Source organism: Thiogranum sp. (assembly GCF_058323355.1).
This window is the reverse complement of the sequence record NZ_JBTTIO010000051.1, coordinates 1-25,860: the sequence shown is the minus strand read 5'-3', so window position 1 is coordinate 25,860 and position 25,860 is coordinate 1. Positions and strand designations below refer to the sequence as shown.

The following is a 25,860-nucleotide window of genomic DNA, read 5'->3' as shown; positions in this document are numbered from 1 at the left end:
TCAGTCAGCAATCTCGACAAGGATACCGTTCAGGCGTTTCACGAAGGCAGCGGGATCGTCCAGCTGTCCACCCTGACTCAGCATCGCCTGCTCGAACAGCAGGCGCGACCAGTCAGAGAAACGTTCCTCATCGGTTTCCTCTCGCAGGCGCTTGACCAGCGGGTGGTCCATATTGATTTCCAGCACCGGCTTGCTCACCGGCACATCGTGGCCGGCCTGTTTGAGCAGCTTCTGCATGTGCATGGCCATTTCCTGCTCACCGAGCACCAGGCAGGAGGGTGATTCCGTCAGCCGCTGGCTGCTGCGCACTTCGCTGACCTCATCGGCCAGCACATCTTTCAGCTTGTCGAGAAAGTCCTTGTACTCTTCTTCTGACTTCTCGTCTTTCTTTTCAGCTTCATCACCACCGAGTTTGCCAAGATCCAGGTCTCCTTTGGCAACCGATACCAGCGGCTTGCCGTCGAATTCGGTCAGGTGCGAGACCAGCCATTCATCGACACGGTCGCTCAACAACAGTACCTCGATACCTTTCTTGCGGAACACCTCCAGGTGCGGACTGTTCTTTGCCGCGGAGAAACTATCAGCGGTTATGTAGTAGATCTTGTCCTGCCCTTCCGGCATGCGACTGACATAGTCCTCCAGCGACACGGTCTGTTCCTCGCTGTCGGTATGGGTTGAAGAGAAGCGCAGGAGTTTGGCGATCCTTTCCCGGTTGGCGAAGTCCTCGGCCGGCCCTTCTTTCATGACCTGGCCAAACTGCTTCCAGAACTCGGCATATTTCTCCGGCTCGTTTTTTGCCATGTTTTCCAGCAGGCCAAGGATTTTCTTCACCGAAGCAGCGCGAATGCCGTCGATAAACTTGTTCTGCTGGAGGATTTCCCGTGACACGTTGAGTGGAAGATCGTCGGAATCCACCAGGCCACGGACAAAACGCAGGTACTGCGGCATCAGGTGTTCGGCATCGTCCATGATAAACACACGCCGGACATACAGCTTGATGCCATGACGACGGTCACGATCCCACAGATCAAATGGTGCAGTCTTTGGAATATATAACAGGCTGGTATAGGACTGGTTACCTTCTACCTGGTTGTGCGTCCACGCCAGTGGTTCACCAAAGTCGTGCGCAACGTGCTTGTAGAACTCCCGGTATTCCTCGTCACTGATTTCCTTCTTCGGACGCTTCCACAGGGCAGAAGCATTGTTGACAGCCTCGTATTCGCCTTCCTTGTCTTTCTCCTGGGACGGCATCTCGATGGGGATGGCGATATGGTCGGAGTAGCGGGTGATAATCGAACGCAACCGCCAGGCATCGAGAAACTCGTCTTCACCTTCGCGCAGGTGTAGCACGATTTCCGTACCACGGCTGTCCTTCGTTACGTTGGTAAGGGTGTAACTGCCTTCACCGTCAGATTCCCACTGCACGGCCTGGTCAGCGGGTGTACCGGCACGGCGTGTGCTCAGTGTTACCTTGTCGGCAACAATAAAGCAGGAATAAAAGCCGACGCCGAACTGCCCGATCAGTTCAAGGTCATGCGTCTGGTCACCGGTCAGTGACTCGAAGAACTGCTGCGTACCTGACTTGGCAATGGTGCCGATATTGTCCACGACTTCCTCGCGCGACATGCCGATACCATTGTCGCTGACAGTTATGGTGCGTGCTTCCTTGTCGAAGTCGACACGGATTTTCAGGTCGCTGTCGCCGTCGTACAGCGATTCGTTGGACAAGGCCTCGAAACGCAGCTTGTCGCAGGCGTCGGAGGCGTTGGAGATCAGTTCACGCAGGAAAATTTCCTTGTTGGAATACAGCGAATGGATCATCAGCTTCATCAACTGACGAACTTCGGCCTGAAATTCCATGGTTTCTTTACGGGTTTCTACGCTCATGTTACAGGGCCCTTTACTTGATCAGGAAAAACTTGAATTCTGTTGCCGGGCCGGCACGCGCGACATCGGCCACGCGCATCGACACCCTACCCCACATGGGGACAGGGTCAGTGAATTTCAACACCTTCATTTACCAGCAACTGACGCTTTATCGACACCAGTCGCCCTGACATCCGGCCTGCGAATCCGCCAATACCCCGGCTCGGGACAACCCGGTGACAGGGGATCACCAGTGGCACCGGATTGTGTCGGCAGGCATTTCCCACCGCCCGCGCACCACTTCGCAGCTGCGCGGCCAGCTCACCGTAAGTCATCACCTGTCCTGCCGGAATGGCCCGCAGGGCCGCCCACACGCGTTGCTGGAAGGGTGTTCCCTCGACAGCAAGCGGCACGGATGGCAGCGCAGCCGGTGTATCGAGGTAATGCAGTACTGCCCGCTGTATCTGTAATGCTGCACGCCCCGCCGGCATAATGGCGGTACGGCCATCAACAAACCGTAACGCACGCAGCCTGTCACCCTCAAGCACTATTCCGAGACGACCAAGCCAGCTGTCGAAAACGGCATCAAAGTGCACGGGTACGGATCGTGTCATTGCCGATCCTCCGCCCTGACTGCACCGAGTAACCGCAGACGCTGTATTTCACTGTTCAACACTGCTTTACGGCTGGCATCGCGCGTTGCTCGCATGAGGCTGGCGTAGATGCGTCGAGCATCATCCAGCAAACCGGCCTCAACCAGGGCTTTGGCCGCCCGGTAGCGCGCAGTCTGCGCCCAGGGGTCCATTGCCTGCAAATCGGTAAGGGTTGCTGATTTGATATACAGGTACGCCGCCTGATCGAATTGTTCCAGCGCCTGCAACGACTCGGCCATCCAGAACAGTAATTCGCGTCGCTGCTGTGCTTCCAGCGGTTTTTCCAGCAACGTGTTGAACAGGTCAAGTGCCTCGCGGTGATGTTGCACCGTCTGCAGATCGAACAGAATCTGCAACAGACGATCGGCGCGCTTGCTGTTCCAGTCAGCAGATTCTTCCGCACCCAGCAAGTGCTGCAGCAAGGCAACACCGGCCGGCACATCACCGGCGTAAACAGCCACCCTGGCACGGCGCAGGGTCCACTCGAAATGGCCCTGCCCACGAGGTGGTTCGGCCAGCCCGTCCATCAGACGCGAAGCCGTATCAAGATCACCCGTCTCCAGTGCTTCATCGATCAGGCGGTAGCGCACCACGGCGGGTAAATGGTCTGCCTGCGCATAACGCGAGGCATTGAGATAAAGCGTACGCACCAGTTGTTTTCCGTCCGGAAGTTCATCCAGTAAACCTGCCAGGTACTCGTGCGCCAGCGAGCGGCGTTGCGCGTTACCTGCATATTCTGCGAGTACGGCGAAAAAAATCCGTGCACGCAAAGGATCTTTTTCCATCGCTTCGGTTGCCGGGAAATACCAGTCGTCATCGTTACCGAGCAGACGCTGTTCCTCGTTACCGATTTGCTGCCCCAGTGCAAGATAACCTTGCCAGAGGTTGTCGGCGTTGGCCTCCGGAAACAGTAACGCCAGCTCGGGGTCCGGTGACAGGGACAGTGCGTGCTCCAGATAACGCAATTGATCGTAGCGCCTGTTCGCCCGTGCAGCAGCACGCGCTGCCAGCGACCACCAGGCGCGCTGCAGCCCGGCTGATGTTGCAGAGGCCGCCTGTTTCTCGGCCTCATCTGCTACAGCCGCCGGCTCACTCTTGCCCGCTGCCAGCGCCGCCAGCCGGTACAGGAGAAGATCCCCTGGCTGACGGGCTCCTGCAAGCCGTTTTAGAGCGGAATCGGGGTGCCCGGACTGCAGGGAAACACGTGCGCTCAGCCAGCGCCATTCACGATTATCTGTCCCGTAGTCCTGCCGGTAGCGCAGCAGCGCAAGGCGCGCGTCCTCGATACGGTTTTCACGTACATAGGCACGCACCACAAGGCGCCGCCATTGCTCCAGCTGCTCTGGCTCGGCGTGTGCCCCATGCTGCCAGATCAATGCACGCACACTGGCCAGCGCGGCGGGAACATCACCGAGCTGCAACAGCGATTCCGCGCCGAGTGTTCTGGCAAAATGTACAAAGCGTTCATCGATATCGGTCGGCAGGGCTTCCACGCGCCTGGCCAGCGCCGCGTCCATATTCTGGTTACGCAGAATCTGCAAACGCTCGCGCTCCCATGTCATCCAGTCAACCGGGTTGTCTGAAAAAGCGGGTTGTTCCACATCCATACGACGCAACGCAAGCTGCGGCGCACCGCTGTGTGCAAGCCGGGAAATCTCCTGCAGTGCCGACACGTCGACCGCGTGGGTCAGCGGCATGAACAGCAGCAGATACAGCCCTGTCAACAGGCCGGGAATACATTTTACCGAACCACAAACGAAAACGGGCAACCTGCGGTCAGGTTGCCCGTTGTGCTGCTTCGGGGCGGTAGCCAGAGGCTGCCGCATGCCGTCAGAGCTTCTCTTTGATACGCGCAGACTTGCCGGAACGTTCGCGGAGGTAGTACAGCTTTGCGCGACGCACGTCACCACGACGTTTCACGGTGATGCTGTCGATGCTCTGGCTGTAGGTCTGGAACACGCGCTCCACGCCCTCGCCGTGTGAGATCTTGCGCACCGTGAAGGCCGCGTTCAGGCCACGGTTACGTTTGGCAATGACCACACCCTCGAACGCCTGCAGGCGTTCGCGGTTGCCTTCCTTTACCTTGACCTGTACGACCACGGTATCGCCGGGTGAAAATTCCGGTATGTCCCGGGTCATCTGTTCCTTTTCGAGTTCTTCAATGATGTTGCTCATTTTCTCTATCCCCTGCCAGGGTCCTGTTCTGAATCTGTCGTTTGCTGTTCGCGGATGTATTCCTCGAGCAGCGCCTGCTGTTCATCGCTGAGCTGAAGCTGTTGCAACAGGTCGGGCCTGCGTCTCCAGGTTCGCCCCAGCGATTGTTTCTTTCGCCAGCGTTCTATGTCGGCGTGATTACCGCCTGTCAGAACGTCCGGCACGGCCTTTCCGTTTACCACTTCCGGCCGCGTGTAATGCGGGTAGTCCAGCAGGCCATCCATAAAGGAATCCTGCCCGGCCGAGTCCTCGTCACCCAGCGCGCCCGGTAACAGGCGCGTTACGGTATCGATCCAGACCAGCGCTGCCACTTCGCCGCCGCTCAGTACATAGTCGCCGATGGACCACTCTTCATCGACATTCTGCTCAATGAGCCGTTCGTCGATGCCTTCGTAACGCCCTGCCAGCAATATCATATGCGGCAGTTCGGCGAACCGTCCCGCTGCCGCCTGATCGAAACGCCGACCCTGCGGACTGAGGTAGATCACCGGCCCGTTGCCGCCACTACGTGCCGCATCAATCGCATCACCTGCCGGCTGCACCTGCATCACCATGCCGGGACCGCCACCGTACGGTCGATCATCGACCCGACGGTTGCGATTGTCCGCGTAGTCACGCGGGTTCCACAACCCCAGTTCCAGCAACTGTTTCTCCTGCGCAATACGCGGTATGCCCCAGCTGCATGCATCCCGAATCATGTCGGGAAACAGGGTCACCACATCGATACGTGTGGGCACCCTAGAAGTCCTTGTCCCAGTCAACGCGAATCCGGCCCTGCTCAAGATCCACTTCGACAATTACCTGCTTCATCACGAAGGGGATCAGCCGTTCACGATCCCCTTTCACGACCAGTACGTCGTTGGCACCGGTTTCCAGCAGGTGATCCACCGTGCCGAAATCCTCACCTTGCGTATTCACGACCTGCAGGCCAATCAGGTCTTTCCAGTAGTACTCGCCCGCTGGCAAAACCGGCAACTGGTCACGGTGAATACCGATCTCGTAACCGATGAGCTGTTGTGCCTGGTCACGGTCCGTGCAATCGGCCAGTCTCGCCACAACGCCCTTGCCGTGTACGCGACCTTCTTCCAGCCTTGTTTCCCGCCACTCGCCATTATCGCGCCGCAGGTACCAGGGCTTGTATGTAACGATGTTTTCGCGCGGTTGCGTACAGGAATAAACCCGAACCCAGCCACGCACTCCGTAGACCCCTGATATACGGCCTAACGGAATAATTTGCGAATCTGTTTCGCGTTGGCTTACTGCTGCTGATCCTTGAGCAGTTTGGCGACGCGGTCCGATGTACGAGCACCCTGGCTGACCCAGTGTTGCACCCGTTCCGCATCAATCTTCAGACGCGTTTCACCACCCGTGGCAACCGGGTTGAAGTAACCCACGCGCTCAATGTAGCGTCCATCACGACGATTGCGGGAATCGGTGACCACCACATGGTAGAAGGGCCGTTTTTTCGCACCACCGCGCGACAGTCGAATTGTTACCATCGTGACTAAACCTCTAAATACAACAAAATGAATATTACGCGCGGAATATTGGCCTGCGCGGAAAAGCGGGCATTTTACGCGATTCCGGCAGAAAGTGAAGCACTTGCGAACAAATATCGCGGCATGCTGGAACTGGCCGGGATCCGGGACCATTTAGCGGCGTGCGTATGATCGGGAATCGGTAGACTTTCCAGAATATGTCGGCTTTCTTTACGCAGGCAATTCGACAGGGAACAGGCCTACATAAAACAATTAATACATAAATATCAACCCTGTATCTCAACAGTCAGGCACGCCGACTCAACCGTCGATTGTCGAATAAATTTACATAGAAAAAAGTCGCCTAACCCCCCCCACCCCTACAACCGTACATAACAGACTGTTTTTGCTGGGATTGCAGTTTCTGGCATAGAGATTGCTCCTCTTGCAACCGAGGGAACGATGCAAGTAATAATGTTGGGCTCTCTGTAGTACCAGGGGCGATTGAACGCCAGCTATCTTAAAGAATGGCCCGCGGCAATTGAAAAGTCCTTCCGTCAGAAATAACTGAGAATCAGCACTGACGGCAGGGGGGAAAGATTATAAAAGTCCTACCGCTACGGCGAGTCTGTACGACTCGCCGTTTTTTATTCAGGGGAAAGGAAATCCCTGCGGCATTTTACCCTTCAAACCCCGCATCATATTCTTCATGCCGCCTTTGGACATTTTTTTCATCATTTTCTGCATCTGGGTAAACTGCTTGAGCAAGCGGTTGACGTCCTGAACCCGGGTACCGGAACCTGCCGCAATGCGCCGGCGTCGCGAACCCTTGATGATATCCGGGAAAGCACGCTCCTTGAGCGTCATGGAACGAATTATGGCAAGCATACGATCCATATCCTTGTCGTTGACCTGGTCACGGACGTTTTTCGGTAACTGGCCGATGCCCGGCAGCTTGTCCATCAAGCCCCCCAGACCGCCCATGCTCGCCATCTGCTCCAGCTGGTCGTGAAAGTCGGCCAGGTCGAAGCGCTTGCCCTTGTGCAGCTTTTTCGCCAGCCGCGTGGCCTTTTCCTTGTCGACCTTGCGCTCGACTTCCTCAACCAGGCTGAGGACATCGCCCATACCCAGGATGCGTGACGCCACGCGATCCGGGTGAAAAGGCTCCAGGGCCCCGGTTTTTTCACCCATACCGAGAAATTTGATCGGCTTGCCGGTGATGGAACGGATCGACAACGCGGCACCACCACGGGCATCACCGTCCGTCTTGGTCAGGATGACACCGCTCAGGGGCAATGCCTCGTTAAAGGCACGTGCGGTATTGGCCGCATCCTGGCCCGTCATGCTGTCGACGACAAACAGGGTTTCCACAGGCTGCACAGCCGTGTGGATGCGCTGGATTTCATCCATCATTTGTTCGTCGATATGTAACCGGCCGGCCGTATCGATAATCAGCACATCGACATGCTGTTTTCGCGCCTGATCGAGTGCCGCGGTTGCAATGGCGACAGGATCCTGGTTCGCGCTACTCGGGAAAAATTCCGCGCCGACTTCAGCGGCCAGTGTTTTCAGCTGCTCTATGGCCGCAGGACGGTAAATATCGCAACTCGCGACCATCACGGATTTGTGCTTACGTTCTTTCAACAAGCGCGCAAGTTTGGCTGTGGATGTGGTTTTACCGGAACCCTGCAGGCCCGCCATCAACACCACGGCTGGCGGCTGCACATTGAGCTGGAGCTCGTCGCAGGCCTCGCCCATCAGGGCGACCAGTTCGTCATTGACGATCTTCACCAGTGCCTGGCCCGGCGTCAGGCTTTGCAGGACTTCCTGACCAACGGCGCGTTCACGCACCTTGTCGATGAACGCCTTGACGACCGGTAATGCCACATCGGCCTCAAGCAGCGCCATGCGCACTTCGCGCAACGCCTCCCTGATATTGTCATCACTGAGGCGCCCCTGCCCACGCAGGCGCTTGATCGTGCCGGTCAGGCGATCTGTCAGATTCTGGAACATGAAAAAACTTCCCGCTTGAAGAAGCCGGGATTATAACGTGAAGCGATCCCCGCCGCACAGGCGCTGCACGTCCAGCGTCTCGATCTGGTCGCGACACTGGTCGAGAATCCGCTCCTCGCTGCCGGGCTTGAGGTGGGTCAGGAACAGGCGCGGGGTATGGCGCAGTTTCTTCAGGTCGGCCGCCAGCAGACCGGGGCAATAGTGGCGCGCCTTGCTGCTGAGTTCACGCTCTTCGTCCGGGAAAGCACTCTCGACAATCAGCAGATCCAGTTTCTCGTGACGGTTGAGCGCCGCCCAGAAACCTTCATTGCTGGTGGTATCACCACTGAAGGCAAAACTGCCAACACCGTTCTGCACCCGGTAGCCGGCCGCCGGCACTGCATGGTTCACAGCGATCATTTCAATGCTGCGGTTGCCGACACGAACCCGCTCGCCCGGCTGCATTTCCTCAAAACGCAGCACCGGCGCCTCGGCACTCGGCAGACAGGAAAAATCCGGCCAGATCTGCCAGTTAAAGATATGCTCCTTCAATGCCCGCAGCGTCTCCGCCCGGGCGTGCAGGACGACAGGCTCATCGATATAGTCAAACACCGAATCGAGCAGCATGGGGATACCGGCGATATGATCCAGGTGCGAATGCGTCACAAAGATATGCCGGATCGTTTTCATCTCATCGAGTTCGAGCTCGGTCAGACCCGTTCCGCCATCGATAAGGATATCGTCGTCTACCAGCAGCGAGGTCGTCGTCATTTCTGTCCCGATACCACCACTGCATCCAAGTATTCTCAGTTCCATCGTCTTGTTTCCGGCTATCACCTGATACCGGTAATGCGAGTACCGTGCCACGACAATTCACACACAAAATGAGAACGGGTTCACAGTTTCCGGTGTTTTCCGGGAGTTTTTACGTGACCCATGCAACATAACAAACAGCACTGACGCTGCACGTCAGCCCGGGGTGACACTGGCGGGCGATTTCCCCGCACTGACAAGGCAAGGCTTTAAGCACCCCGTGGCTTATGCCATCATTGCCGGATGAATACGACAGCACTCGCGCTGGCCGCCGTACTATTTTACCTGCTGACCACAATCGGGCTGGCCATGCGTCTTGGCGGCTGCGGATCCTCGCTGTGTGCGAGCCGTAAAATCATTTTCCTGCCCGGCATCGTGGCGGTGATACTGCATGCGCTGCTGCTTTACCCTGAAATGGTCACCGGACAGGGCATCAATATGGGCTTCTTCAATGCCGCCTCACTGACCGCCCTGTTGACGGTGGCGCTGCTACTGCTGACTGCCGCCTGGCAACCGGTCGAATCCATCGGCATTCCACTGCTGCCCATCACGGCAGCCACCCTCGGCCTGGCAACGCTCTATCCCAGCCAGCACGCCATCACCGCAACAAGCTGGCAGCTGGATACCCATATTCTGTTTTCCGTACTTGCCTACAGCCTGTTCGTACTGGGTGCTTTTCAGGCTGTGCTGCTGGCCATTCAGGAACGTCACCTGCGCAATCGCCGGCCTGGCGGTTTCATCCGTGCCCTGCCGCCGCTGCAAGTGATGGAAAAGTTACTGTTCCAGATGATTGGCGCGGGCTTTATCCTGTTGAGTATCGCGCTATTGACCGGTTTCTTCTTCCTGGAGGATATCTTTGCCCAGCACCTGGTGCACAAGACCATCCTGTCAATCGCCGGCTGGATTATTTTCGGTATATTGCTGTGGGGACGCTGGCGTTTCGGCTGGCGCGGCCGTACCGCGATCCGCTGGTCGCTGAGCGGCTTTGCACTGCTGGCGCTCGCCTATTTCGGCAGCAAGCTGGTCCTCGAACTCATTCTGCCCGGCAGCGCCTGACAAACCGCGCCGACCGGCATACAATCCTGTTATCTCCGGTAACGAGGTCAGACCTCCTTGGATGACATACCGCTTAGCGTGCTGTTCGGCGCACTGGTGTTCCTGATCATACTGTCAGCGTTCTTTTCCGGTTCGGAAACCGGGCTGATGACACTCAACCGTTACCGGCTGCGTCACCTGGTGCGCGCACGCCATCGCGGTGCAGTACGTGCGCACAAGCTTCTGGAGCGGCCTGACCGGCTGATCGGTCTGATTCTGCTCGGCAACAACTTCGTTAACATCCTGGCTTCCACACTGACGGCCGTCATCGCCGTCCGCCTTATGGGTGAGACCGGACTGGTGATCGGCGCGGCGCTGCTCACCCTGGTGATTTTGATCTTTGCAGAAGTGACACCGAAAACACTCGCCGCCCTGCACCCCGAGCGCGTGGCTTTTCCGGCTGCCTTCGTCTATGGCCCACTGTTATGGTTGCTTTACCCTTTCGTCTGGGTCGTTAATATCATCGCCAACTCCATATTACGCGCTATAGGCGTTCGTCCTGAACAGGGCACAACAAACGCACTAAGCCAGGAGGAATTGCGTACAGTCGTACTTGAAGCAGGCGCCATGATCCCCAAGCGTCACCAGGATATGTTGCTCAATATCATCGATCTGGAAAAAGTCACGGTTGAAGACATCATGGTACCGCGCAAGGAAATCAGCGGCATCGACCTGGATGATGACTGGAACACTATCATCCGCCATATCATGTCCAGCCAGTATACACGTCTGCCGGTGTATCGTGGCAGCATCGATAACGTCATGGGTTTTATTCACCTGCGTAAAATCCTGCCATTGCTGAAACTCGACAAACTCGACAAGGACGCACTGGAAAAATCCATTCGCGAACCCCTGTTTATTCCCGAGAACACCCCGCTGAACCGTGCACTGCTGAATTTTCAGCGCGAGCGGCGACGCGTCGGGCTGGTCGTCGATGAATACGGAGACATCCAGGGACTCGCCACACTCGAAGATATCCTTGAAGAAGTGGTTGGCGAATTCACGACCGATCCCTCGACCAGCAGTAAAGACATCATGCCGCAGGAAGATGGCAGCTACCTGGTCAACGGCACCGTCACGCTTCGCGAACTGAACCGGAGACTGAATACAGAACTACCCACTGATGGACCGAAAACACTGAACGGGCTTGTCCTCGAATACCTGGAAGACATTCCACAACCAGGCACCAGCCTGCTGCTTTCCGGCTACCCGATCGACATCGTGCAAACCCAGGGCAACCTGGTGAAAACATTGCGTATTCACACCACCAGGCGGCAGCCGGTACAGGAAGAAAATTAACCTCAGATTCAGCCTCGTTGGCCGATGTCTATACTGGGAAACATCTTGTAAAACCGCCGGGGGTATACACATGGCCAGACTGACATTGTCATTCAAAGGTCAGAAGCTGAAGATTTTTGCACTGGAGGGGGCTGAAACCATCATTGGCCGCGACAACAGCTGTACCATTTTCATCGACAGCCTTGCGATCGAACCGCAGCACGCCATCATCAGGCAACAGGCTGAAGTCTTCACCATTGAGCCGGTTAACCGGGAAAGCCGTGTGCTCGTCAATGAAGCGCAGATTGAGTCCGTACATGAACTCGCCGACAAGGACAGCATACAGGTCGGGAAACACACACTGACATTTTTCCTGGAACAGGAACTTCCCGTACAGGAAGCGCCGGCTGTAACACCGCCCCGTGCACAGCGGGATGAACACAGCTGGCTGCAAATCCTGAGCGGCTCACACCTGGGGCGTACCATCCGCCTCGACAAGGCCTTCACCCGTATTGGCAGTACCGACAGCAACCTCGCTGTTATCGCACGGCGTAATGATGGTTACTACCTGTCACATTTAAATGGAGAAACTTCCCCGCTGGTCAATGACGAGGCAATTAACGAGTCAACCCGGAAACTCGGCAATGAAGACTACATCAACGTTGGTGAACTGAAAGTGCAGTTTTTCTCGGATACCGCACAGGCATCGATGGAGAACAGTGACATGAATGAAACCGGTAATCCTTCCGAGCAGCGCAAGTTCAGCCGCATCCCCTTCGATGTCGGCATCAGCCTGCACCTCGATGACAACCACTGGGAGAGCACGCTGGCGGATATTTCCCTGCACGGCGCACTGATCCACACGCCGCAAGACTTCAAGCCGGTCACAAATGCGCAATACCGGCTCGATATTCACCTGGAGGGTGGACCGGACATCGCCATGGATGTCCATATTGCACATCAGGAAGCCGGGGTGACCGGGCTGCGTTGTGATGATATTGACGTGGACAGCATCACTCACCTGCGCCGGCTGGTGGAACTCAACCTGGGGGATCCGGACCTGCTGGAGCGTGAGTTATCCGCGCTGGCGCCGACTGAACCGGCCTGACCCCTACTGACCGGAGAACCACTCCATCACTTCCGAATAACGCGACACTGCGCAGATATCCAGACCCTCGATCGCCGATTTCGGCGCGTTGGCTGCCGGTACCAGCGCACGCCGGAAGCCCAGTTTGGCCGCCTCGTGTAAACGCTGCTGGCCGTTTGGCACAGGACGGATCTCACCGGCCAGCCCCACCTCGCCGAAAACCACAAGATCATTCGGCAGGGTGCGGTCCCGGAAGCTCGACAACACAGCCAGCAGCACGGACAGGTCTGCCGCCGTTTCGGTGACTCGCACACCGCCCACCACGTTGACATAGACATCCTGATCACCCATCACCACACCACCGTGACGGTGCTGAACGGCCAGCAACATGGCCAGCCGGTTCTGTTCCAGACCGAGCGTCACGCGCCGTGGGTTGGATAACTGACTGTCATCCACCAGCGCCTGTACCTCGACCAGCATCGGCCGCGTGCCTTCCATGGTAACCAGAATGACACTACCCGCCACCGGCTGATCATGGCGCGACAGGAAAATTGACGAGGGATTACGGACCTCCTTGAGCCCCTTGTCGGTCATGGCAAAAACACCCAGCTCATTCACGGCGCCGAAACGGTTCTTGATGGCGCGGATGACACGATAACGTCCACCGGGATCACCCTCGAAGTACAGTACCGTATCGACCAAGTGCTCCAGTACCCGCGGGCCGGCCCGGGTGCCCTCCTTGGTGACATGTCCGACCAGAAACAGTGCGGTGCCGGTCTGCTTGGCAAAGCGCACCAGCAGCGCGGCACTCTCACGCACCTGCCCGACGGAACCCGGCGCCGATTGCAATGCCTCGGTGTACAGGGTCTGGATCGAGTCGATCACCATGACCTTCGGCGTTTCAAGGCGTGCATGCTCGATAATCCGCTCAACAGAGGTTTCTGCCAGCAGCAGCATGTCGTCCGCCTTGGCATTGAGACGGCGCGCGCGCAGCGAGACCTGCTCGGGCGATTCCTCACCGGTGACGTAGAGTGATTTCAGGTCGCCGGAAAATGATGCCAGCGCCTGCAACAACAGCGTGGACTTGCCTATACCCGGGTCGCCACCGATTAGCACCACGGAACCGGCAACCAGGCCACCGCCAAGGACACGATCCAGCTCCTGAACACCGACAGAAACCCGCATCTCCTGCCCCGGCCGGATTGCGCCCAGATTCTGGATTGTTGTGCCAGCCTGCCCCGCGTAACTGGCAAACCGTGGCCTGGCGGCATTTCCGGCCACCACGGCGAGCGCCTCACTCATACAGTTCCAGGCACCGCAATCCGTACACTGCCCCGACCATTTAGGCGCCAGGGCACCACATTCACTGCACTGGTACTGGAGTTTTGATTTTGCCATAAGGCAGGAGTGTACCTTCAGGCCCCCTCATATGACCAGCGCGTGCCGCTGCAAACTCACAGCGGGATTAGCGTTGTACAACATCCGCTATTTCTGGCAACCTTGAGCAGCCAGAAAAGTGAAAGACGTTGTAAACGGGTGTACATGGGAGTATCTGAACGTGGAACAAAGCGATGACGTTATTCTTCAACGCAGACTGCAACACCTCAAGGTAACCCATGACCCGGCCCGAAATGCGGTCTGGGTAGAATTCAGGTTCAGTGGCCGCCCCTGTTTCACAACGGCCCTGCTGGATGAGCTGGCGGTTGCCCAACACTCGATCCGCCAGACTGCACAACAACAATACCAGTCAGAAACCCCCAACCGCCTCCAGTTCCAGGTACTGGCCTCGTCTGACACACGCGCCTTCAACCTTGGCGGCGACCTGACCCACTTCATCAACCTCATCGAAACGCGTAATCGTGATGCACTGCTGGACTATGCCAGGGCCTGCATCGATATCCAGTTTGCCTCGGTGACACACTACGACATCCCTTTTACCACCATTGCACTGGTACAGGGCGAGGCCCTGGGTGGAGGCTTCGAAGCAGCACTTTCCAACAACGTCATCATCGCAGAAGAATCAGCCCGCTTCGGGTTCCCCGAGCTGAGCTTCGGCATGTTCCCCGGCATGGGCGCCATTTCACTGCTGACACGAAAGATCACCCCCGCCATGGCACGCCGGCTCATCATGGATCGACGCGCGCACACTGCAGAAGAACTTTACGACATGGGGGTTATCGACGTGCTGGCCGCCGATGGCGAGGGCCGTGAGGCCGTTGCCAACTACATGCAACGGCATAACGATATCGCGCCCGGACTGCACGGTTTCCAGGCGGCTATCGACCGGTCCATGCCTGTCAGCTATGACGAGCTGTACGACATCGTGGAACACTGGGTTGATACGGCACTGCAACTCAGCGAGAAAAACCGCCGATTAATGGCCTACTTCGCCCGCGCCCAAAGCCGGCAACAGCGCACTCAACACCCACCACTGGTCATCGACCGAAGGCAACCCTCGCCCTGAGAAGTCACCCCGTCTTGCGAGGGCTGTTGACCCGCTTGCGCAGGGTTTCCAGTGCAACATCTGTTGCCTTCCGCAAAACCCTCAGTTGCTCGACGCCGTTATCCAGAAACTCCTGTTGTTGCATATCCTGTATCCGTGTACTCAATTCCGCCAGCTGCTGCAAACCAAGATACATCGCTGCACCCTTCAACGCATGCGCACTATCACGGAACGTGATCCAGTCACGATCAGCCACGGCAGACTCAAGCGCACGCAGATCACGATTGGCATCACCCTCAAAATTGGTAATGATGTCGCGCATAAACTGATCATCACCACCACCGAGCAACTCCAGCTTCTCGAATTCTTCCTCCTCGATAACCGGTAATTTATCAATTTCCCGGTTACTCCCGGTTTCTGCCACAGCTTTGGTGACAGCCGGAGCCCCACTCTGCGTAGCACTGATCAAGACCTCCTGGAGTCTCGACAGGGAAACAGGTTTGGTCAGAAAATGCCGGATGCCGGCCGTACGACAGGCATCACGTGATTCCTGTGTAGCGTCTGCTGTCAAAATGACGAACGGAAGTGCAGAAGATGCACCGTGCGCCAGGGAGTAGGCAGAAAAGACTTCCAGCCCTCCCATATCCGGCATATTCTTGTCGACAATCACTACGTCATAATCGGCCTCTTCCAGCGACAGCAGCACGGCTTCGCCACCCTCAACAACCGCACACCGGTGCCCTAACTGCTCCAGCATGCGTTGCAGTACAACACGGTTTGTAGCGTTGTCATCACCGATCAATACGCTCAACCGGACACCGGCATCATCTCTCGCATGTTGCCTCGACGCGATATGAATCACATCATCTTCCGTACTGTGACGTGAGTAGCAGGCATGCAGTACGTTGAATAATGCCCGTCTGTCCAGCGGGCGCGTCAATACAAAGAATTGATCGTGTGACGAACGCGATATTTCCGGGGGATAATGGTCATCTCCAAGTAACACCACCGGCAGACACTCTGATACCGCATCTCCCGAGCAATTCCTGAACAACGCATCCAGCTCCAGGCTATAGGGAATCCCGTCAAGCAGCAAGGCATCGAATGCCTGCCCTGAATCCTGTGCTTCGGCTATTCTCTGCCTGCAGGCCTGAATGCTGTAGACAACCGTGGATGGCATATTCCAGTCATTCAGGTTTTCCAGCAGCTCACTGCCACTGCCATCGTCCTGGCACAGGCAAATAACGTTACAGTCACGGGTCCAGTTACTGCTATCACTCATTGCAGGGGCATCAACGACCCGGAAGGGAAGATCAAACCAGAAGGTTGTACCAACGCCTTGCGTGCTTTGCACACCGATGTCACCGCCCATGAGACTGACCAGACGTTTGCAAATTGTCGTGCCCAGACCTGTACCACCGTGCTTGCGGGAAACACTGCTGTCAGCCTGCGCAAAGGGCTCAAAAATCTGCTCCAGACAGTCTTCCGCAATACCAACGCCGGTATCCGCCACCTCAAAACGCAGGACAACATTACCGCCCTTGTCTTCACGCGGGTGGACACGCAGTGACACGAATCCCTTGTCGGTAAATTTCATGGCGTTACCGACAAGATTAATGATCACCTGTCGCAACTTGTGCGGGTCGCCAAACAGCAGGAACGGGGTATTCGGGTTAATCGTTTCCTGCAGACTGATATGCTTTTCAGCTGCCTGAACCTCGAATATGCGTAATGTTGTACTGATGAGGGCAAACAGATCGAACTCGACTTCTTCCAGATGAAATTTCCCGGATTCTATCCTGGATAAATCCAGGATATCGTCAATCTGGTGTGCAAGCGTTTTACCGGACGCATAAATCGTCTCGACATATTCGCGATCTTCAGAGGCAAGCGGCCGGGTTCGCAACAACTCGGTCATCCCCAGGATGCCATTCAGAGGCGTACGGATCTCGTGCGACATGCGGGAAAGGAATTCGCTTTTGGCTTGACTGGCCTTGTCTGCATTCTGTTTTGCTTCGTTGAGCCGACGAATCAGCAATGCTGAATAGGCGGGAATAACGAGTAATGTCGCGGCAAGCCCAAGAGCAAGCTCAATGTGGCCATCCCAGTATGATGACGCAAGCATTACCGCTCCAAATCCCACCAACGATGCGGCAGCCGACAAATAAATGTACTTCTCTCCGTATCTAAATCCATTTCCCAGCGTGACCCACAAGTACACCCCGTACCAGGGCGCCCCTGTTGGCCCGGTCAAATAGAGTCCATAGCTCAACACAGTAATATCTATGAGAATACTTACGATGCGCCTACTAGCCCAGGGAGTGGGCCATATCAACGTCGAGACAAAAAACAACACAGCAAATATCAGAAAACTACTGATAAAGATTACGCTGGTATGTAACAGGTTCTGTGCTGCTTCAGTATCCGGCCAGTCGAACGCCAGATAGATCAGAAACGTAAGCGAAATAGCGATGCGAAGCAGGCCCTGCTCCTGGTCAGACGTGCCTTTCCACCCGATGACAGATAACAATGCGGGCATCCCCGTCACGGGTTCCACCCTGTCCCTGTCTGACCGGTCTCCGACAAACACGTAGATACTCACTCCATCGAGAAAAAGATTACCGTCGCCCGGTGTAGCGGCAGCAGGACAAAAATGCTTTAATCAGTGAAACTGTATGAGGTACTAGTCGTTATGATCGAAGCAGCGGTGGTAGAGGTAATTACCCGGGAGCGGAAATGCGCCCCGGAAGACGTGAGCCTGGAAACGCGCCTGAGCGAGCTGGGTATCGACTCTCTGCAAGCCATCACCATCCTGTATGAACTTGAAGAACGCTTTGAGATAGAGATTCCAAATGAGCTGATGGAAAACCTTGTGACGGTCAGGGATATTGTTTCCAGCATCGATAAAATCCGCCAACCGGACACAAACAGCTAGGTATGCAGCAACGTGTTGTCATTACCGGCCTCGGTGCAATATGTGCAGCGGGACACACAGCGAAACAATTCTGGCAAGCGCTGGTCAGTGGTTCCTCGGCTATTGCCCCCCTTGGTTCGCCCGGAGAAGGTTCAAGAATACGGATCGGTGCCATCGTCAGCGACTACAGCCCGGAGACGTATTTCCAGCCAGACAAGCTTCCCCTTCTCGATCGCTTCTCGCAGTTTGCCGTAATCGCTGCCACTGAAGCACTGGCAGACGCCGGGCTGGAGCAACACAGTAACGCGACGCGACACGCCGCGGCCATCATAGGCACGGGATGTGGAGGAAAGCAGACTGATGAGGAAACCTATGCCCATCTCTACAAAAACGGGCAGTCCAGGGCCCATCCACTGACGATACCAAAAGGCATGCCCAGCGCCGCCGCCTGCCAGGTCAGCCTGAATCTCGGCATCGGTGGCCCTGTCTTTTCGGTAGCCAGCGCCTGCGCATCGGGCGCGCATGCCATTATACAGGCTTCCCTGATGATTCAGTCCGGGCTGGTGGACGTCGCACTTGCCGGGGGAACGGATACGCCGTTTACTTACGGCCTGCTGAAATCGTGGGAGGCGCTAAGGGTTGTTTCGAACGACACCTGCAGGCCTTTCTCTGCGAATCGTTCCGGCATGGTGCTGGGAGAAGGCGCCGGCATGCTGGTACTTGAATCGGAAAGTCACGCACGCAACCGGAACGCGCGCATCTATGCCGGGCTTGCCGGCTTCGGCATGACATCCGATGCAGCACATATAACGCGGCCTGATGTAAATGGCATCATATCGGCCATTCAGGAAGCTTTGCGGCACGCAGATACCCCTGCCGAATCAGTCTCCTACATCAATGCCCACGGCACTGGCACAAGCGCTAACGATAAAACAGAGACCGAGGCCCTGCACAAGGTGTTTGGCTCGCACGCCCACACACTCGCCATTTCCTCCACCAAGTCAATTCACGGTCATGCACTGGGCGCCTCCAGCGCCCTTGAACTGATTGCCACGACACTTGCCATTCATCACCGGATAGCACCACCGACGGCCAACTTCACCGAAGCCGATAAAGACTGTAACCTGGATTACATTCCAAATCAGGCCCGCCATATGCCAATCGATGTGGCAATATCGAATGCATTCGCATTCGGCGGGCTTAACGCGGTAACAGTGCTGAAAAAACCGGATCTTTAAGGCTCAGTCTTTCAGCCTGAACAAATAATGACTGTTCCCGTAGAAACGCCCGTCCATGGGGGCAAACATCGCCTTGCACAATGAAAAATAGTTATTCCAGTGCGCGATCTGTTCGTGATCAAACGTGGTCTGGTACAACGATGGCAAACTGTCCCAGTAGCGGCGATGCCACTCATCCAGCGTCCGCCAGTAATTGAGACCATTCACAAACCAGGTGTTACACACTTCAAAGTGATCGGTGTACCCGGCAAATTCCGCGTGCGGCCAGACGCGACCACCCGGGAAGTAAAGCCCTATGCGCGTTTTGTCGGGATTCAGAAACTGCGGTATGGCAGTCTGTGACGTTATAAAATGATGGAAGGTTCTCCCCCCGGGCAATAACAGTGACGCAATTTTTTCCAGCACTGCCCGCATGTTGATCACTTGCTCAAAAACAGCTACGGAAATCACAAGGTCGTATTGGCGGCCACCCAGTGCATTCACGTCAAGCTGATCAAATGCCCCCTCGATCAGCGTCAGCCGATCGGAACCAAGCGGATCCGAGGGATCCTGCATGCGCGCCCTGATATGTGCAAGCTGAACCTGGCTCGGAGTAATACTGACAATCTCGAGCGCCGGGAAGTGCTTTAACAGATAGGTTTCCAGTGATCCGAAGCCGCAACCAATATTAAAGATTTTCTCATTCCCCTGGATTCCGGCACGCTCCGCAATCAGTGCGAACTTGGCTTCCTGGGCCTGCTCAAGCGTGGCTTTCGAAGCCCGGATATCCTCGGGCGAGTCACCATAATAGGCCATGGAGTAAGCACGAAACTGTGTATCGAGAAACCCGGAAAAGAACGCCTGTTGTTCATCATAATGCTGCTCCATCAGCGCCTCTGTCTCTTCCACCATAGGGCCTTCGTCCGTCGGAATACCAAAATCACGCGGGGTGCGAGAAGAATCCCGGTAACGTGCGTATTCTCGCTCAAAGAAACGCGTCAGCCTGCTTTCATAGAGCCGCATTTCCTCGCTGGCCGGCCCGAAAATACCCGCCTGACGAAGGCGTGCCTCGATATCTGTTTCCACTCCGATCATGACCACTCCATAAGCCTGTTGAACCCCGGGAACTGCATCCGTACAGATGATAGCATTATCGAAAACCCGTTTAACCCGTGTGAAATTGCCGCCCTGACTGATAACCGTGATGCAACTCACATACAGGCTTACTATGATCTTCTATACCTTAACCCTGACGGACACGTGCCGATAGCTTCACCACAACAAATGCGTCAATAAGCAGTCACTATAAACCGTCAGATTCACAGAGAGAAAGACAACCGGATAATGGCCACTGTACTCGTTCTCGATGATCAGGCAACCAGCCGCCAGATCCTTGCCCAGATCGTCAGGTCCATCGACGAACTTCTGGAAATAAAGGCTTTCGACAGTGCCCGGCCTGCTCTGGACTGGCTACGTGACAAACCCGCCGACCTGATTCTTACGGACTACAAGATGCCCGGCATGAATGGCATTGAATTCCTTGAACAGGCACGTGCCATTGCCCAGGTGCATAACGTCCCTGTCGTTATGATCACCTCTCACGAACAAACAGATATCCGTTACCGCGCACTGGAACTGGGCGCGACGGATTTCATCAACAAACCGATCGACCATGCCGAGTGCCGCGCCCGATTCCGTAACCTGCTGCAACTCCAGCGCCAGCGCCTGATTATCGAAGACCGTGCCAACTGGCTGGAGGAACAGGTCAGGGCCGCCACCCATGCGATTCGTGTCCGCGAGCATGAAACCCTGCTGCGGCTCGCCAAGGCCGGTGAGTACCGCGATGAAGAAACCGGCAACCACGTTATCCGCATGGCGCGTTTCGCCCGGGTGATTGCTGAAACACTGGGTGTGGATGAAACCGAATGCGAAAGCATCGAACTCTCGGCTCCGATGCACGATATTGGCAAAATCGGTATTCCTGACCAGATCCTGCTCAAACCCGGCAAGCTCACCGTCGAGGAATTCGAGGTCATCAAGCAGCACACTGTAATCGGCTATGAAATCCTTCGTGACAGCCCGTCCAGGTACCTGAAGATGGGCGCGGAAATCGCCCTCGGGCACCATGAAAAATACGACGGCAGCGGTTATCCCCGGGGCCTGAAAGGTGAAGCCATCCCCCTGCCCGCCCGTATTGTCGCTGTCGCCGATGTGTTTGACGCGCTGACAACGCGTCGCTGTTACAAGCCGGCCTGGCGCGACCAGGATGTCATGAGCCTGATCGTCAGTGAAAGCGGCAAACACTTTGACCCGCAATGTGTCGACGCCTTCCTCAGCCAGATCGACAAGATAAAGCGGATACGCGCCTCGTTATCAGACGACAGCAACAGCACACAGGAAGCGACCTGACACCCACTCAGCCTGCACCTGCAGGGGCACTGGTCCGCAACACCCTCGATGTCACACCGCACAACAGTTCGTAACTGATGGTGCCCGCGGCTTGCGCCACGCTTTCAACCGGAAGCCCCCGCCCCCACAACACCACCGGGTCGCCAACACCCGCCTGCGGCTGTGTGCGTAAATCCACACACAGCATATCCATGGATACCCGCCCGATCAGCGGCACCGACGTATTGTTGACCCGCACGGGCGTACCGGTTGGCGCGTGACGCGGGTAACCATCACCGTAACCGGCCGCCACGACACCGACCGGCATAGCTTCCGGGCAGACCCAGTCCTGGCCGTAGCCCACGGCATCACCCTTGCGACACGTGTGTACGGCAATCAACTCGGAGCTGAGTGTCATGACGGGGCGCAATTCAACCGGCAGCACCTGCCCGGGCGCCATCGGTGACGCGCCGTACAACATGATACCGGGGCGCACCCACTCAAGCTGACTGGATGGCCGGCTGAGCAATGCGGCGGAATTCGCCAGCGAGCGCGGTGCCTCGCGCTGTGCGCACAGTTCATGGAAAAGGCTTTCCTGGGTGTCGTTGGCAGGATGTCCTGGCTCATCTGCACAGGCAAAGTGCGACATCCATTGCAGAGAGGCCACCTGTGGCATGGTCGACAGGCGATCCCAGGCAACAAGCGCTTCATCCGCTGCAAATCCCAGCCGGTTCATACCGGTATCGACCTTGAGCCAGACCGCCAGTTTCGTGGGAGCATCCAGTGATTCCAGCCAGTCCAGTTGTAACGGCTGGTGCACGACCAGTTCAAACCGGTGCTGCACGACAGCAGACAATTCATCGGCCTGAAAGACACCTTCCAGCAACAGTATCGGCTTCCCGACACCCGCTTCACGCAGCCGCAAGCCTTCTTCAAGGCTGGCCACCGCAAAGGCGTCGGCTTCCTGCAGGGCATCCGCCACTTCCAGCATGCCGTGACCATAACCATCGGCCTTGATCACCGCCATGACACGGCTGTCCGGCGCCGCGCGGCGTACCTGGGAAAGGTTAAACGTCAGGGCGGAAAGATCGATGAGCGCCCGGACGGGACGCGTCATCCGGCGTAGCCCTCGTCGGAACAGGATTGAATAGCGGTAAAGTTCTCGAAACGGGTGTGCTGACCGAGGAATGTCAGGCGACGCATGCCAATGGGGCCGTTACGCTGTTTGCCGATGATAATTTCGGCCGTACCCTTGTCGGGGCTGTCCTCGTCGTAAACCTCATCGCGATAGATGAACATGATTACGTCGGCGTCCTGTTCGATGGCGCCCGAGTTATGACTGACGATGCCGTCGGCCAACCATGAAGCTGGCCCCGGCACAGTAAGATCGTATACGTCTTCCTCGCCTTTTGGCGTGATCGCCACAATACGGTCCCAGAACACATCGCTGTCGGCCTGCAGACGCAGATACTCATCATCCAGCATGTCTGCGTAGGAGCGAACGACTTCACGTGAGGGTGAAAAGTTGAAGTGTGCCATTCCACCATAAGCTGTACCGCGCCACTGTGCGGCCTTGCGATGTGTCATCCCCCTGACAGCCATCTGCTCACGGACATGCGTGAATATCTCCTGTGGCAACGTATCGACATTGGTCACCGTTTTTATGTCCTGCAAGACAGCCTCAAGCATCTCCGCCTGCGGACGGCGTGGGCCGAAAGCACCGACATCGTTCAGGAAACGCTGTTGCATCACAGCGCCACTGATATGCACCATATAGCCGGGGCGGTGATTACCTTTCTGTGTTTTCTGGGTACGGGCGACAATGCCCAGGCGCAGTAGCAGTGCGGCGACATCCTGTGCGAGCAACGGACTATTGGTGGCGTAATGGATGGTATGGCTGCCTTTCTGGTGGGGCTTGCGCGTATAAATGGTGCCGTCGGTCGCCCACATATGACGCAACAGCAGGCCTATCTGCGCATTGCTCAATCCAAACACTGCACCCGGAATACGTTTTTCATGGGAACGCTGGTTAAAAATGCCCAACTCGCGCAGCCATGCGTTGATACCCGCGGGTTGCCAGCGATTTCCATTGCCACTGAAAACCAGCTGATGCCAGCTGTCATCACTTTCATGGCGGTTGACCGTCACGCCGAATTCGTCCTCGGCCGCTCGCCTGACCATCTCACTGTTCTCGTCTGAATTGGTGGTGTAACGCAACGGCTGACCTTTCAGATAGCTGCCACCGCCAATCAACTGCCCCAGCAACGCCACCCGCATCTCGGGCCAGCATTCCGTCTTGTCGGGTTCCGGCAACTGTCTGGCTAGCGCCAGGCGATCACCGGTTTTCAGATCTCCGACTTCGCGCCAACCGCTGAACGCATACAAGCGGTGTCCCGCTGTGGTACGAATCGAACGTCCACTGGCCAGGCTGATTTCAAATACCGGCCTGCGACCGACTTTCCAGACCTTGTCGCTACGACTCCTGACCAGCTTCTGATTCGCGGACAGTGCAATCACTTCTGGCGACTCTCCAACCAGTTCTCTGATCGGCACGCGCCGACCATCGGCGCACACCACACGGGTCTCACCGGTAACGCATTCTCGCAGGTCTGACATCACCGGACGCTTGTTCGGACGTTGTTCAAGACTGCGGTTAAGCTGCGACAGAGCGATTACCGGCACTTCCAGCTCCTTGGCCAGCGCTTTCAGCGAACGGGAGATCTCGGAGATTTCCCCGGTGCGGTTTTCATTGCTGCCGGGCACCTGCATCAACTGGAGGTAATCGATCACGATCAGCCCGAGATCATGCTCGCGCTTCAGTCGGCGTGCCCGTGCGCGCAACTCGGTGGGCGACAGGGCCGGCGTATCATCGATAAACAGTGGCGCTTTGGAGAGAATACTGACGGCCGAGGTCAGGCGCGGCCAGTCGTCGTCATCGAGCTTGCCGGTACGCACCTTGGTCTGGTCGATACGGCCAAGCGAAGACATCAGGCGCATGGCCAGTTGTTCGCCAGGCATTTCCATACTGAACACCGCGACCGGCACGTTGTCCTTGATAGCCGCGTGCTCGGCAATATTCATGGCAAACGTTGTCTTGCCCATGGACGGTCGCCCGGCAACGATGACCAGGTCGGAAGCCTGCAGGCCGGCCGTCATCTCGTCCACCTCGGTGAACCCGGTCGACACGCCGGTCAGCGGGTTGTCCTGGTGGAACAGGGTATCGATACGGTCGACCGCGCGCGTCAGCAGTTCCTTGATGTCGTGGAAACCGGACCCCCGGGTAGCGCTCTGATCGGTAATACGGAATACCAGCTTCTCGGCATGATCGAGCAGGGAAGGCGTGTCGCGTCCTTCCGTGTAGTAGGCACTGTTGGCAATCTCGGTACCCACCTCGGCCAGCTGGCGCAGCACCGAGTTGTCGCGCACGATGTTCGCATAAGCACGGATATTGGCCGCGCTCGGTGTGTCTTTCGCCAGGGTTCCAAGGTAGGACAAGCCACCGACATCATCGAGCTGGCTATTGGCGTCCAGCCACTCGGACAGTGTAATCACATCGCAGGGGTCACCGCGTTCGATCAGCGTGCCGATAGCAGAGAAAATCAGCCGGTGTTCGCGGCGATAGAAATCCGTACCGCTCAGAAGGTCTGCAATCTGGTCCCAGGCGCGGTTATCCAGTAACAGACCACCCAGCAGTGACTGCTCGGCCTGCACGGAATGCGGGGGCACCTTCGCGCGGTCGGCGTTAAACTCGACGGTCGTTGCGGTTGAAACCGGTTCCGGCATCTGCCCTCCGGGGCGCATTACATCAGGACTCGTTCAGGGATGAATTCAGGATAACACGCGCAGTCTAAAGCGAGACACAGACTCGCTCAAGCACGCAATTTGCGGGCCGTGCGGGCGGGCGTGGAAGATAAAGGCCGGCAGCCCAGACAAAACAACGCCTTGCCACGGAAACGCGGCAAGGCGTTGCAGGAAAGCCTTTTTACTCGGCTTCGATGATCAGCGTAATTTCGGAATCGACATCGCTGTGCAGGTGCAACTGCACCTTGTATTCACCGATGTTACGGAACGCACCTTCCGGCAGTCGCACTTCACTGCGCTCGACTTCAACACCGGCGGCACCGATGGCCTCGGCAATATCGATCGCGCCGACCGAACCGAACAGCTTGCCTTCCTCACCGGCCTTGGCGGCGATGGTGATGGTCATATCCACCAGCTTGTCGCGACGCGCCTCGGCGGTAGCCAGCGCTTCCGCAGCCGCTTTCTCCAGTTCGGCACGGCGTTCCTCGAAGGCCTTGATGTGCTCCTCGGTGGCCGGTGTCGCCTTGCCACTCGGGATCAGGAAATTACGCCCGTAACCCGACTTGACGTTGACCCGGTCGCCCAGGTTGCCCAGATTTTCAACTTTTTCCAGCAGAATGA

22 protein-coding genes are annotated in these 25,860 nt (G+C 56.8%); 7 read left to right on the top strand and 15 right to left on the bottom strand.

The window, feature by feature from the left end; all coding sequences use genetic code 11:
• The 9 genes from htpG to ACW81B_RS07085 all read right to left on the bottom strand — a co-directional run bounded on the left by htpG (position 1) and on the right by ACW81B_RS07085 (position 9,019).
• Positions 1-1,887, bottom strand: coding sequence for a molecular chaperone HtpG (gene htpG, locus ACW81B_RS07125; RefSeq protein ID WP_491579523.1), 1,887 nt, complete (start codon positions 1,885-1,887; stop codon positions 1-3).
• A gap of 107 nt (positions 1,888-1,994) precedes the next feature.
• Positions 1,995-2,480 carry a methylated-DNA--[protein]-cysteine S-methyltransferase gene (locus ACW81B_RS07120; protein ID WP_491579522.1) on the bottom strand — a complete coding sequence of 162 codons (486 nt, stop codon included), beginning with the start codon at positions 2,478-2,480 and terminating at the stop codon, positions 1,995-1,997.
• Complete coding sequence (locus ACW81B_RS07115; RefSeq protein ID WP_491579521.1) at positions 2,477-4,216, bottom strand: hypothetical protein; 1,740 nt, start codon at positions 4,214-4,216, stop codon at positions 2,477-2,479. Before ACW81B_RS07115 ends, ACW81B_RS07120 begins: the two co-directional genes overlap by 4 nt.
• A 133-nt stretch (positions 4,217-4,349) precedes the next feature.
• Complete coding sequence (gene rplS, locus ACW81B_RS07110) at positions 4,350-4,694, bottom strand: 50S ribosomal protein L19 (RefSeq protein ID WP_491579520.1); 345 nt, start codon at positions 4,692-4,694, stop codon at positions 4,350-4,352.
• Positions 4,695-4,699: 5 nt separating this feature from the next.
• Entirely contained in the window at positions 4,700-5,470 is a 771-nt protein-coding gene (gene trmD, locus ACW81B_RS07105; RefSeq protein WP_491579519.1) for a tRNA (guanosine(37)-N1)-methyltransferase TrmD, read from the bottom strand.
• A 1-nt stretch (position 5,471) separates the two neighbouring features.
• Positions 5,472-6,032 (bottom strand): ribosome maturation factor RimM, encoded by a 561-nt coding sequence (gene rimM, locus ACW81B_RS07100; RefSeq protein WP_491579559.1) that lies wholly within the window; start codon positions 6,030-6,032, stop codon positions 5,472-5,474.
• A complete protein-coding gene (rpsP, locus tag ACW81B_RS07095; protein ID WP_491579518.1) occupies positions 5,990-6,232 on the bottom strand; it encodes a 30S ribosomal protein S16 in 243 nt (80 codons plus the stop codon). Before rpsP ends, rimM begins: the two co-directional genes overlap by 43 nt.
• A gap of 630 nt (positions 6,233-6,862) precedes the next feature.
• Complete coding sequence (gene ffh / locus ACW81B_RS07090) at positions 6,863-8,224, bottom strand: signal recognition particle protein (RefSeq protein WP_491579517.1); 1,362 nt, start codon at positions 8,222-8,224, stop codon at positions 6,863-6,865.
• Positions 8,225-8,254: 30 nt separating this feature from the next.
• Positions 8,255-9,019, bottom strand: coding sequence for an MBL fold metallo-hydrolase (locus ACW81B_RS07085; RefSeq protein ID WP_491579516.1), 765 nt, complete (start codon positions 9,017-9,019; stop codon positions 8,255-8,257).
• 240 nt (positions 9,020-9,259) lie between these two features.
• On the opposite strand from ACW81B_RS07085, the gene ACW81B_RS07080 reads away from it, so the two are divergent.
• The 3 genes from ACW81B_RS07080 to ACW81B_RS07070 all read left to right on the top strand — a co-directional run bounded on the left by ACW81B_RS07080 (position 9,260) and on the right by ACW81B_RS07070 (position 12,497).
• Complete coding sequence (locus ACW81B_RS07080) at positions 9,260-10,072, top strand: cytochrome C assembly family protein (protein ID WP_491579515.1); 813 nt, start codon at positions 9,260-9,262, stop codon at positions 10,070-10,072.
• Between the two features lie 57 nt (positions 10,073-10,129).
• The gene (locus ACW81B_RS07075) at positions 10,130-11,410 is read left to right on the top strand and encodes an HlyC/CorC family transporter (RefSeq protein WP_491579514.1); all 1,281 of its coding nucleotides are present in this window, start codon (positions 10,130-10,132) and stop codon (positions 11,408-11,410) included.
• A gap of 70 nt (positions 11,411-11,480) precedes the next feature.
• Positions 11,481-12,497 (top strand): PilZ domain-containing protein, encoded by a 1,017-nt coding sequence (locus ACW81B_RS07070; RefSeq protein WP_491579513.1) that lies wholly within the window; start codon positions 11,481-11,483, stop codon positions 12,495-12,497.
• A gap of 3 nt (positions 12,498-12,500) precedes the next feature.
• Here ACW81B_RS07070 and radA read toward each other — a convergent pair whose 3' ends face one another.
• On the bottom strand, positions 12,501-13,874 hold the full coding sequence (radA, locus tag ACW81B_RS07065; protein WP_491579512.1) for a DNA repair protein RadA: 1,374 nt from the start codon (positions 13,872-13,874) through the stop codon (positions 12,501-12,503).
• Between the two features lie 160 nt (positions 13,875-14,034).
• On the opposite strand from radA, the gene ACW81B_RS07060 reads away from it, so the two are divergent.
• On the top strand, positions 14,035-14,940 hold the full coding sequence (locus ACW81B_RS07060; RefSeq protein WP_491579511.1) for a crotonase/enoyl-CoA hydratase family protein: 906 nt from the start codon (positions 14,035-14,037) through the stop codon (positions 14,938-14,940).
• A gap of 4 nt (positions 14,941-14,944) precedes the next feature.
• Here the strand turns inward: ACW81B_RS07060 and ACW81B_RS07055 are convergent, their stop codons facing one another.
• Entirely contained in the window at positions 14,945-17,044 is a 2,100-nt protein-coding gene (locus ACW81B_RS07055) for an ATP-binding protein (RefSeq protein ID WP_491579510.1), read from the bottom strand.
• Positions 17,045-17,611: 567 nt separating this feature from the next.
• Here ACW81B_RS07055 and ACW81B_RS07050 point away from each other — a divergent pair.
• Both ACW81B_RS07050 and ACW81B_RS07045 read left to right on the top strand, forming a co-directional pair.
• On the top strand, positions 17,612-17,854 hold the full coding sequence (locus ACW81B_RS07050; protein ID WP_491579509.1) for an acyl carrier protein: 243 nt from the start codon (positions 17,612-17,614) through the stop codon (positions 17,852-17,854).
• A 2-nt stretch (positions 17,855-17,856) separates the two neighbouring features.
• The gene (locus ACW81B_RS07045; RefSeq protein WP_491579508.1) at positions 17,857-19,071 is read left to right on the top strand and encodes a beta-ketoacyl-[acyl-carrier-protein] synthase family protein; all 1,215 of its coding nucleotides are present in this window, start codon (positions 17,857-17,859) and stop codon (positions 19,069-19,071) included.
• A gap of 3 nt (positions 19,072-19,074) precedes the next feature.
• Here the strand turns inward: ACW81B_RS07045 and ACW81B_RS07040 are convergent, their stop codons facing one another.
• Positions 19,075-20,145: an SAM-dependent methyltransferase gene (locus ACW81B_RS07040; protein ID WP_491579507.1), complete on the bottom strand. Its 1,071-nt coding sequence runs from the start codon at positions 20,143-20,145 to the stop codon at positions 19,075-19,077.
• A gap of 249 nt (positions 20,146-20,394) precedes the next feature.
• On the opposite strand from ACW81B_RS07040, the gene ACW81B_RS07035 reads away from it, so the two are divergent.
• On the top strand, positions 20,395-21,459 hold the full coding sequence (locus tag ACW81B_RS07035) for an HD-GYP domain-containing protein (protein WP_491579506.1): 1,065 nt from the start codon (positions 20,395-20,397) through the stop codon (positions 21,457-21,459).
• A 7-nt stretch (positions 21,460-21,466) separates the two neighbouring features.
• Here the strand turns inward: ACW81B_RS07035 and alr are convergent, their stop codons facing one another.
• The 3 genes from alr to rplI all read right to left on the bottom strand — a co-directional run bounded on the left by alr (position 21,467) and on the right by rplI (position 25,858).
• Complete coding sequence (gene alr, locus ACW81B_RS07030) at positions 21,467-22,555, bottom strand: alanine racemase (protein ID WP_491579505.1); 1,089 nt, start codon at positions 22,553-22,555, stop codon at positions 21,467-21,469.
• A complete protein-coding gene (locus ACW81B_RS07025) occupies positions 22,552-25,221 on the bottom strand; it encodes a replicative DNA helicase (RefSeq protein ID WP_491579504.1) in 2,670 nt (889 codons plus the stop codon). The genes alr and ACW81B_RS07025 overlap by 4 nt, the downstream gene beginning before the upstream one ends.
• 199 nt (positions 25,222-25,420) lie before the next feature.
• Positions 25,421-25,858, bottom strand: coding sequence for a 50S ribosomal protein L9 (rplI, locus tag ACW81B_RS07020; protein ID WP_491579503.1), 438 nt, complete (start codon positions 25,856-25,858; stop codon positions 25,421-25,423).
• Positions 25,859-25,860 lie beyond the last annotated feature (2 nt).

Bases quoted from the DNA above. Each gene is read 5' to 3' on its own strand.
- htpG (WP_491579523.1), bottom strand. From the start codon at position 1,887: ATGAGCGTAGAAACCCGTAAAGAAACCATGGAATTTCAGGCCGAAGTT.
- ACW81B_RS07120 (WP_491579522.1), bottom strand. From the start codon at position 2,480: ATGACACGATCCGTACCCGTGCACTTTGATGCCGTTTTCGACAGCTGG.
- ACW81B_RS07115 (WP_491579521.1), bottom strand. From the start codon at position 4,216: ATGCCGCTGACCCACGCGGTCGACGTGTCGGCACTGCAGGAGATTTCC.
- rplS (WP_491579520.1), bottom strand. From the start codon at position 4,694: ATGAGCAACATCATTGAAGAACTCGAAAAGGAACAGATGACCCGGGAC.
- rpsP (WP_491579518.1), bottom strand. From the start codon at position 6,232: ATGGTAACAATTCGACTGTCGCGCGGTGGTGCGAAAAAACGGCCCTTC.
- ffh (WP_491579517.1), bottom strand. From the start codon at position 8,224: ATGTTCCAGAATCTGACAGATCGCCTGACCGGCACGATCAAGCGCCTG.
- ACW81B_RS07085 (WP_491579516.1), bottom strand. From the start codon at position 9,019: ATGGAACTGAGAATACTTGGATGCAGTGGTGGTATCGGGACAGAAATG.
- ACW81B_RS07080 (WP_491579515.1), top strand. From the start codon at position 9,260: ATGAATACGACAGCACTCGCGCTGGCCGCCGTACTATTTTACCTGCTG.
- ACW81B_RS07070 (WP_491579513.1), top strand. From the start codon at position 11,481: ATGGCCAGACTGACATTGTCATTCAAAGGTCAGAAGCTGAAGATTTTT.
- radA (WP_491579512.1), bottom strand. From the start codon at position 13,874: ATGGCAAAATCAAAACTCCAGTACCAGTGCAGTGAATGTGGTGCCCTG.
- ACW81B_RS07055 (WP_491579510.1), bottom strand. From the start codon at position 17,044: ATGCTTGCGTCATCATACTGGGATGGCCACATTGAGCTTGCTCTTGGG.
- ACW81B_RS07050 (WP_491579509.1), top strand. From the start codon at position 17,612: ATGATCGAAGCAGCGGTGGTAGAGGTAATTACCCGGGAGCGGAAATGC.
- ACW81B_RS07045 (WP_491579508.1), top strand. From the start codon at position 17,857: ATGCAGCAACGTGTTGTCATTACCGGCCTCGGTGCAATATGTGCAGCG.
- ACW81B_RS07040 (WP_491579507.1), bottom strand. From the start codon at position 20,145: ATGATCGGAGTGGAAACAGATATCGAGGCACGCCTTCGTCAGGCGGGT.
- ACW81B_RS07035 (WP_491579506.1), top strand. From the start codon at position 20,395: ATGGCCACTGTACTCGTTCTCGATGATCAGGCAACCAGCCGCCAGATC.
- alr (WP_491579505.1), bottom strand. From the start codon at position 22,555: ATGACGCGTCCCGTCCGGGCGCTCATCGATCTTTCCGCCCTGACGTTT.
- ACW81B_RS07025 (WP_491579504.1), bottom strand. From the start codon at position 25,221: ATGCCGGAACCGGTTTCAACCGCAACGACCGTCGAGTTTAACGCCGAC.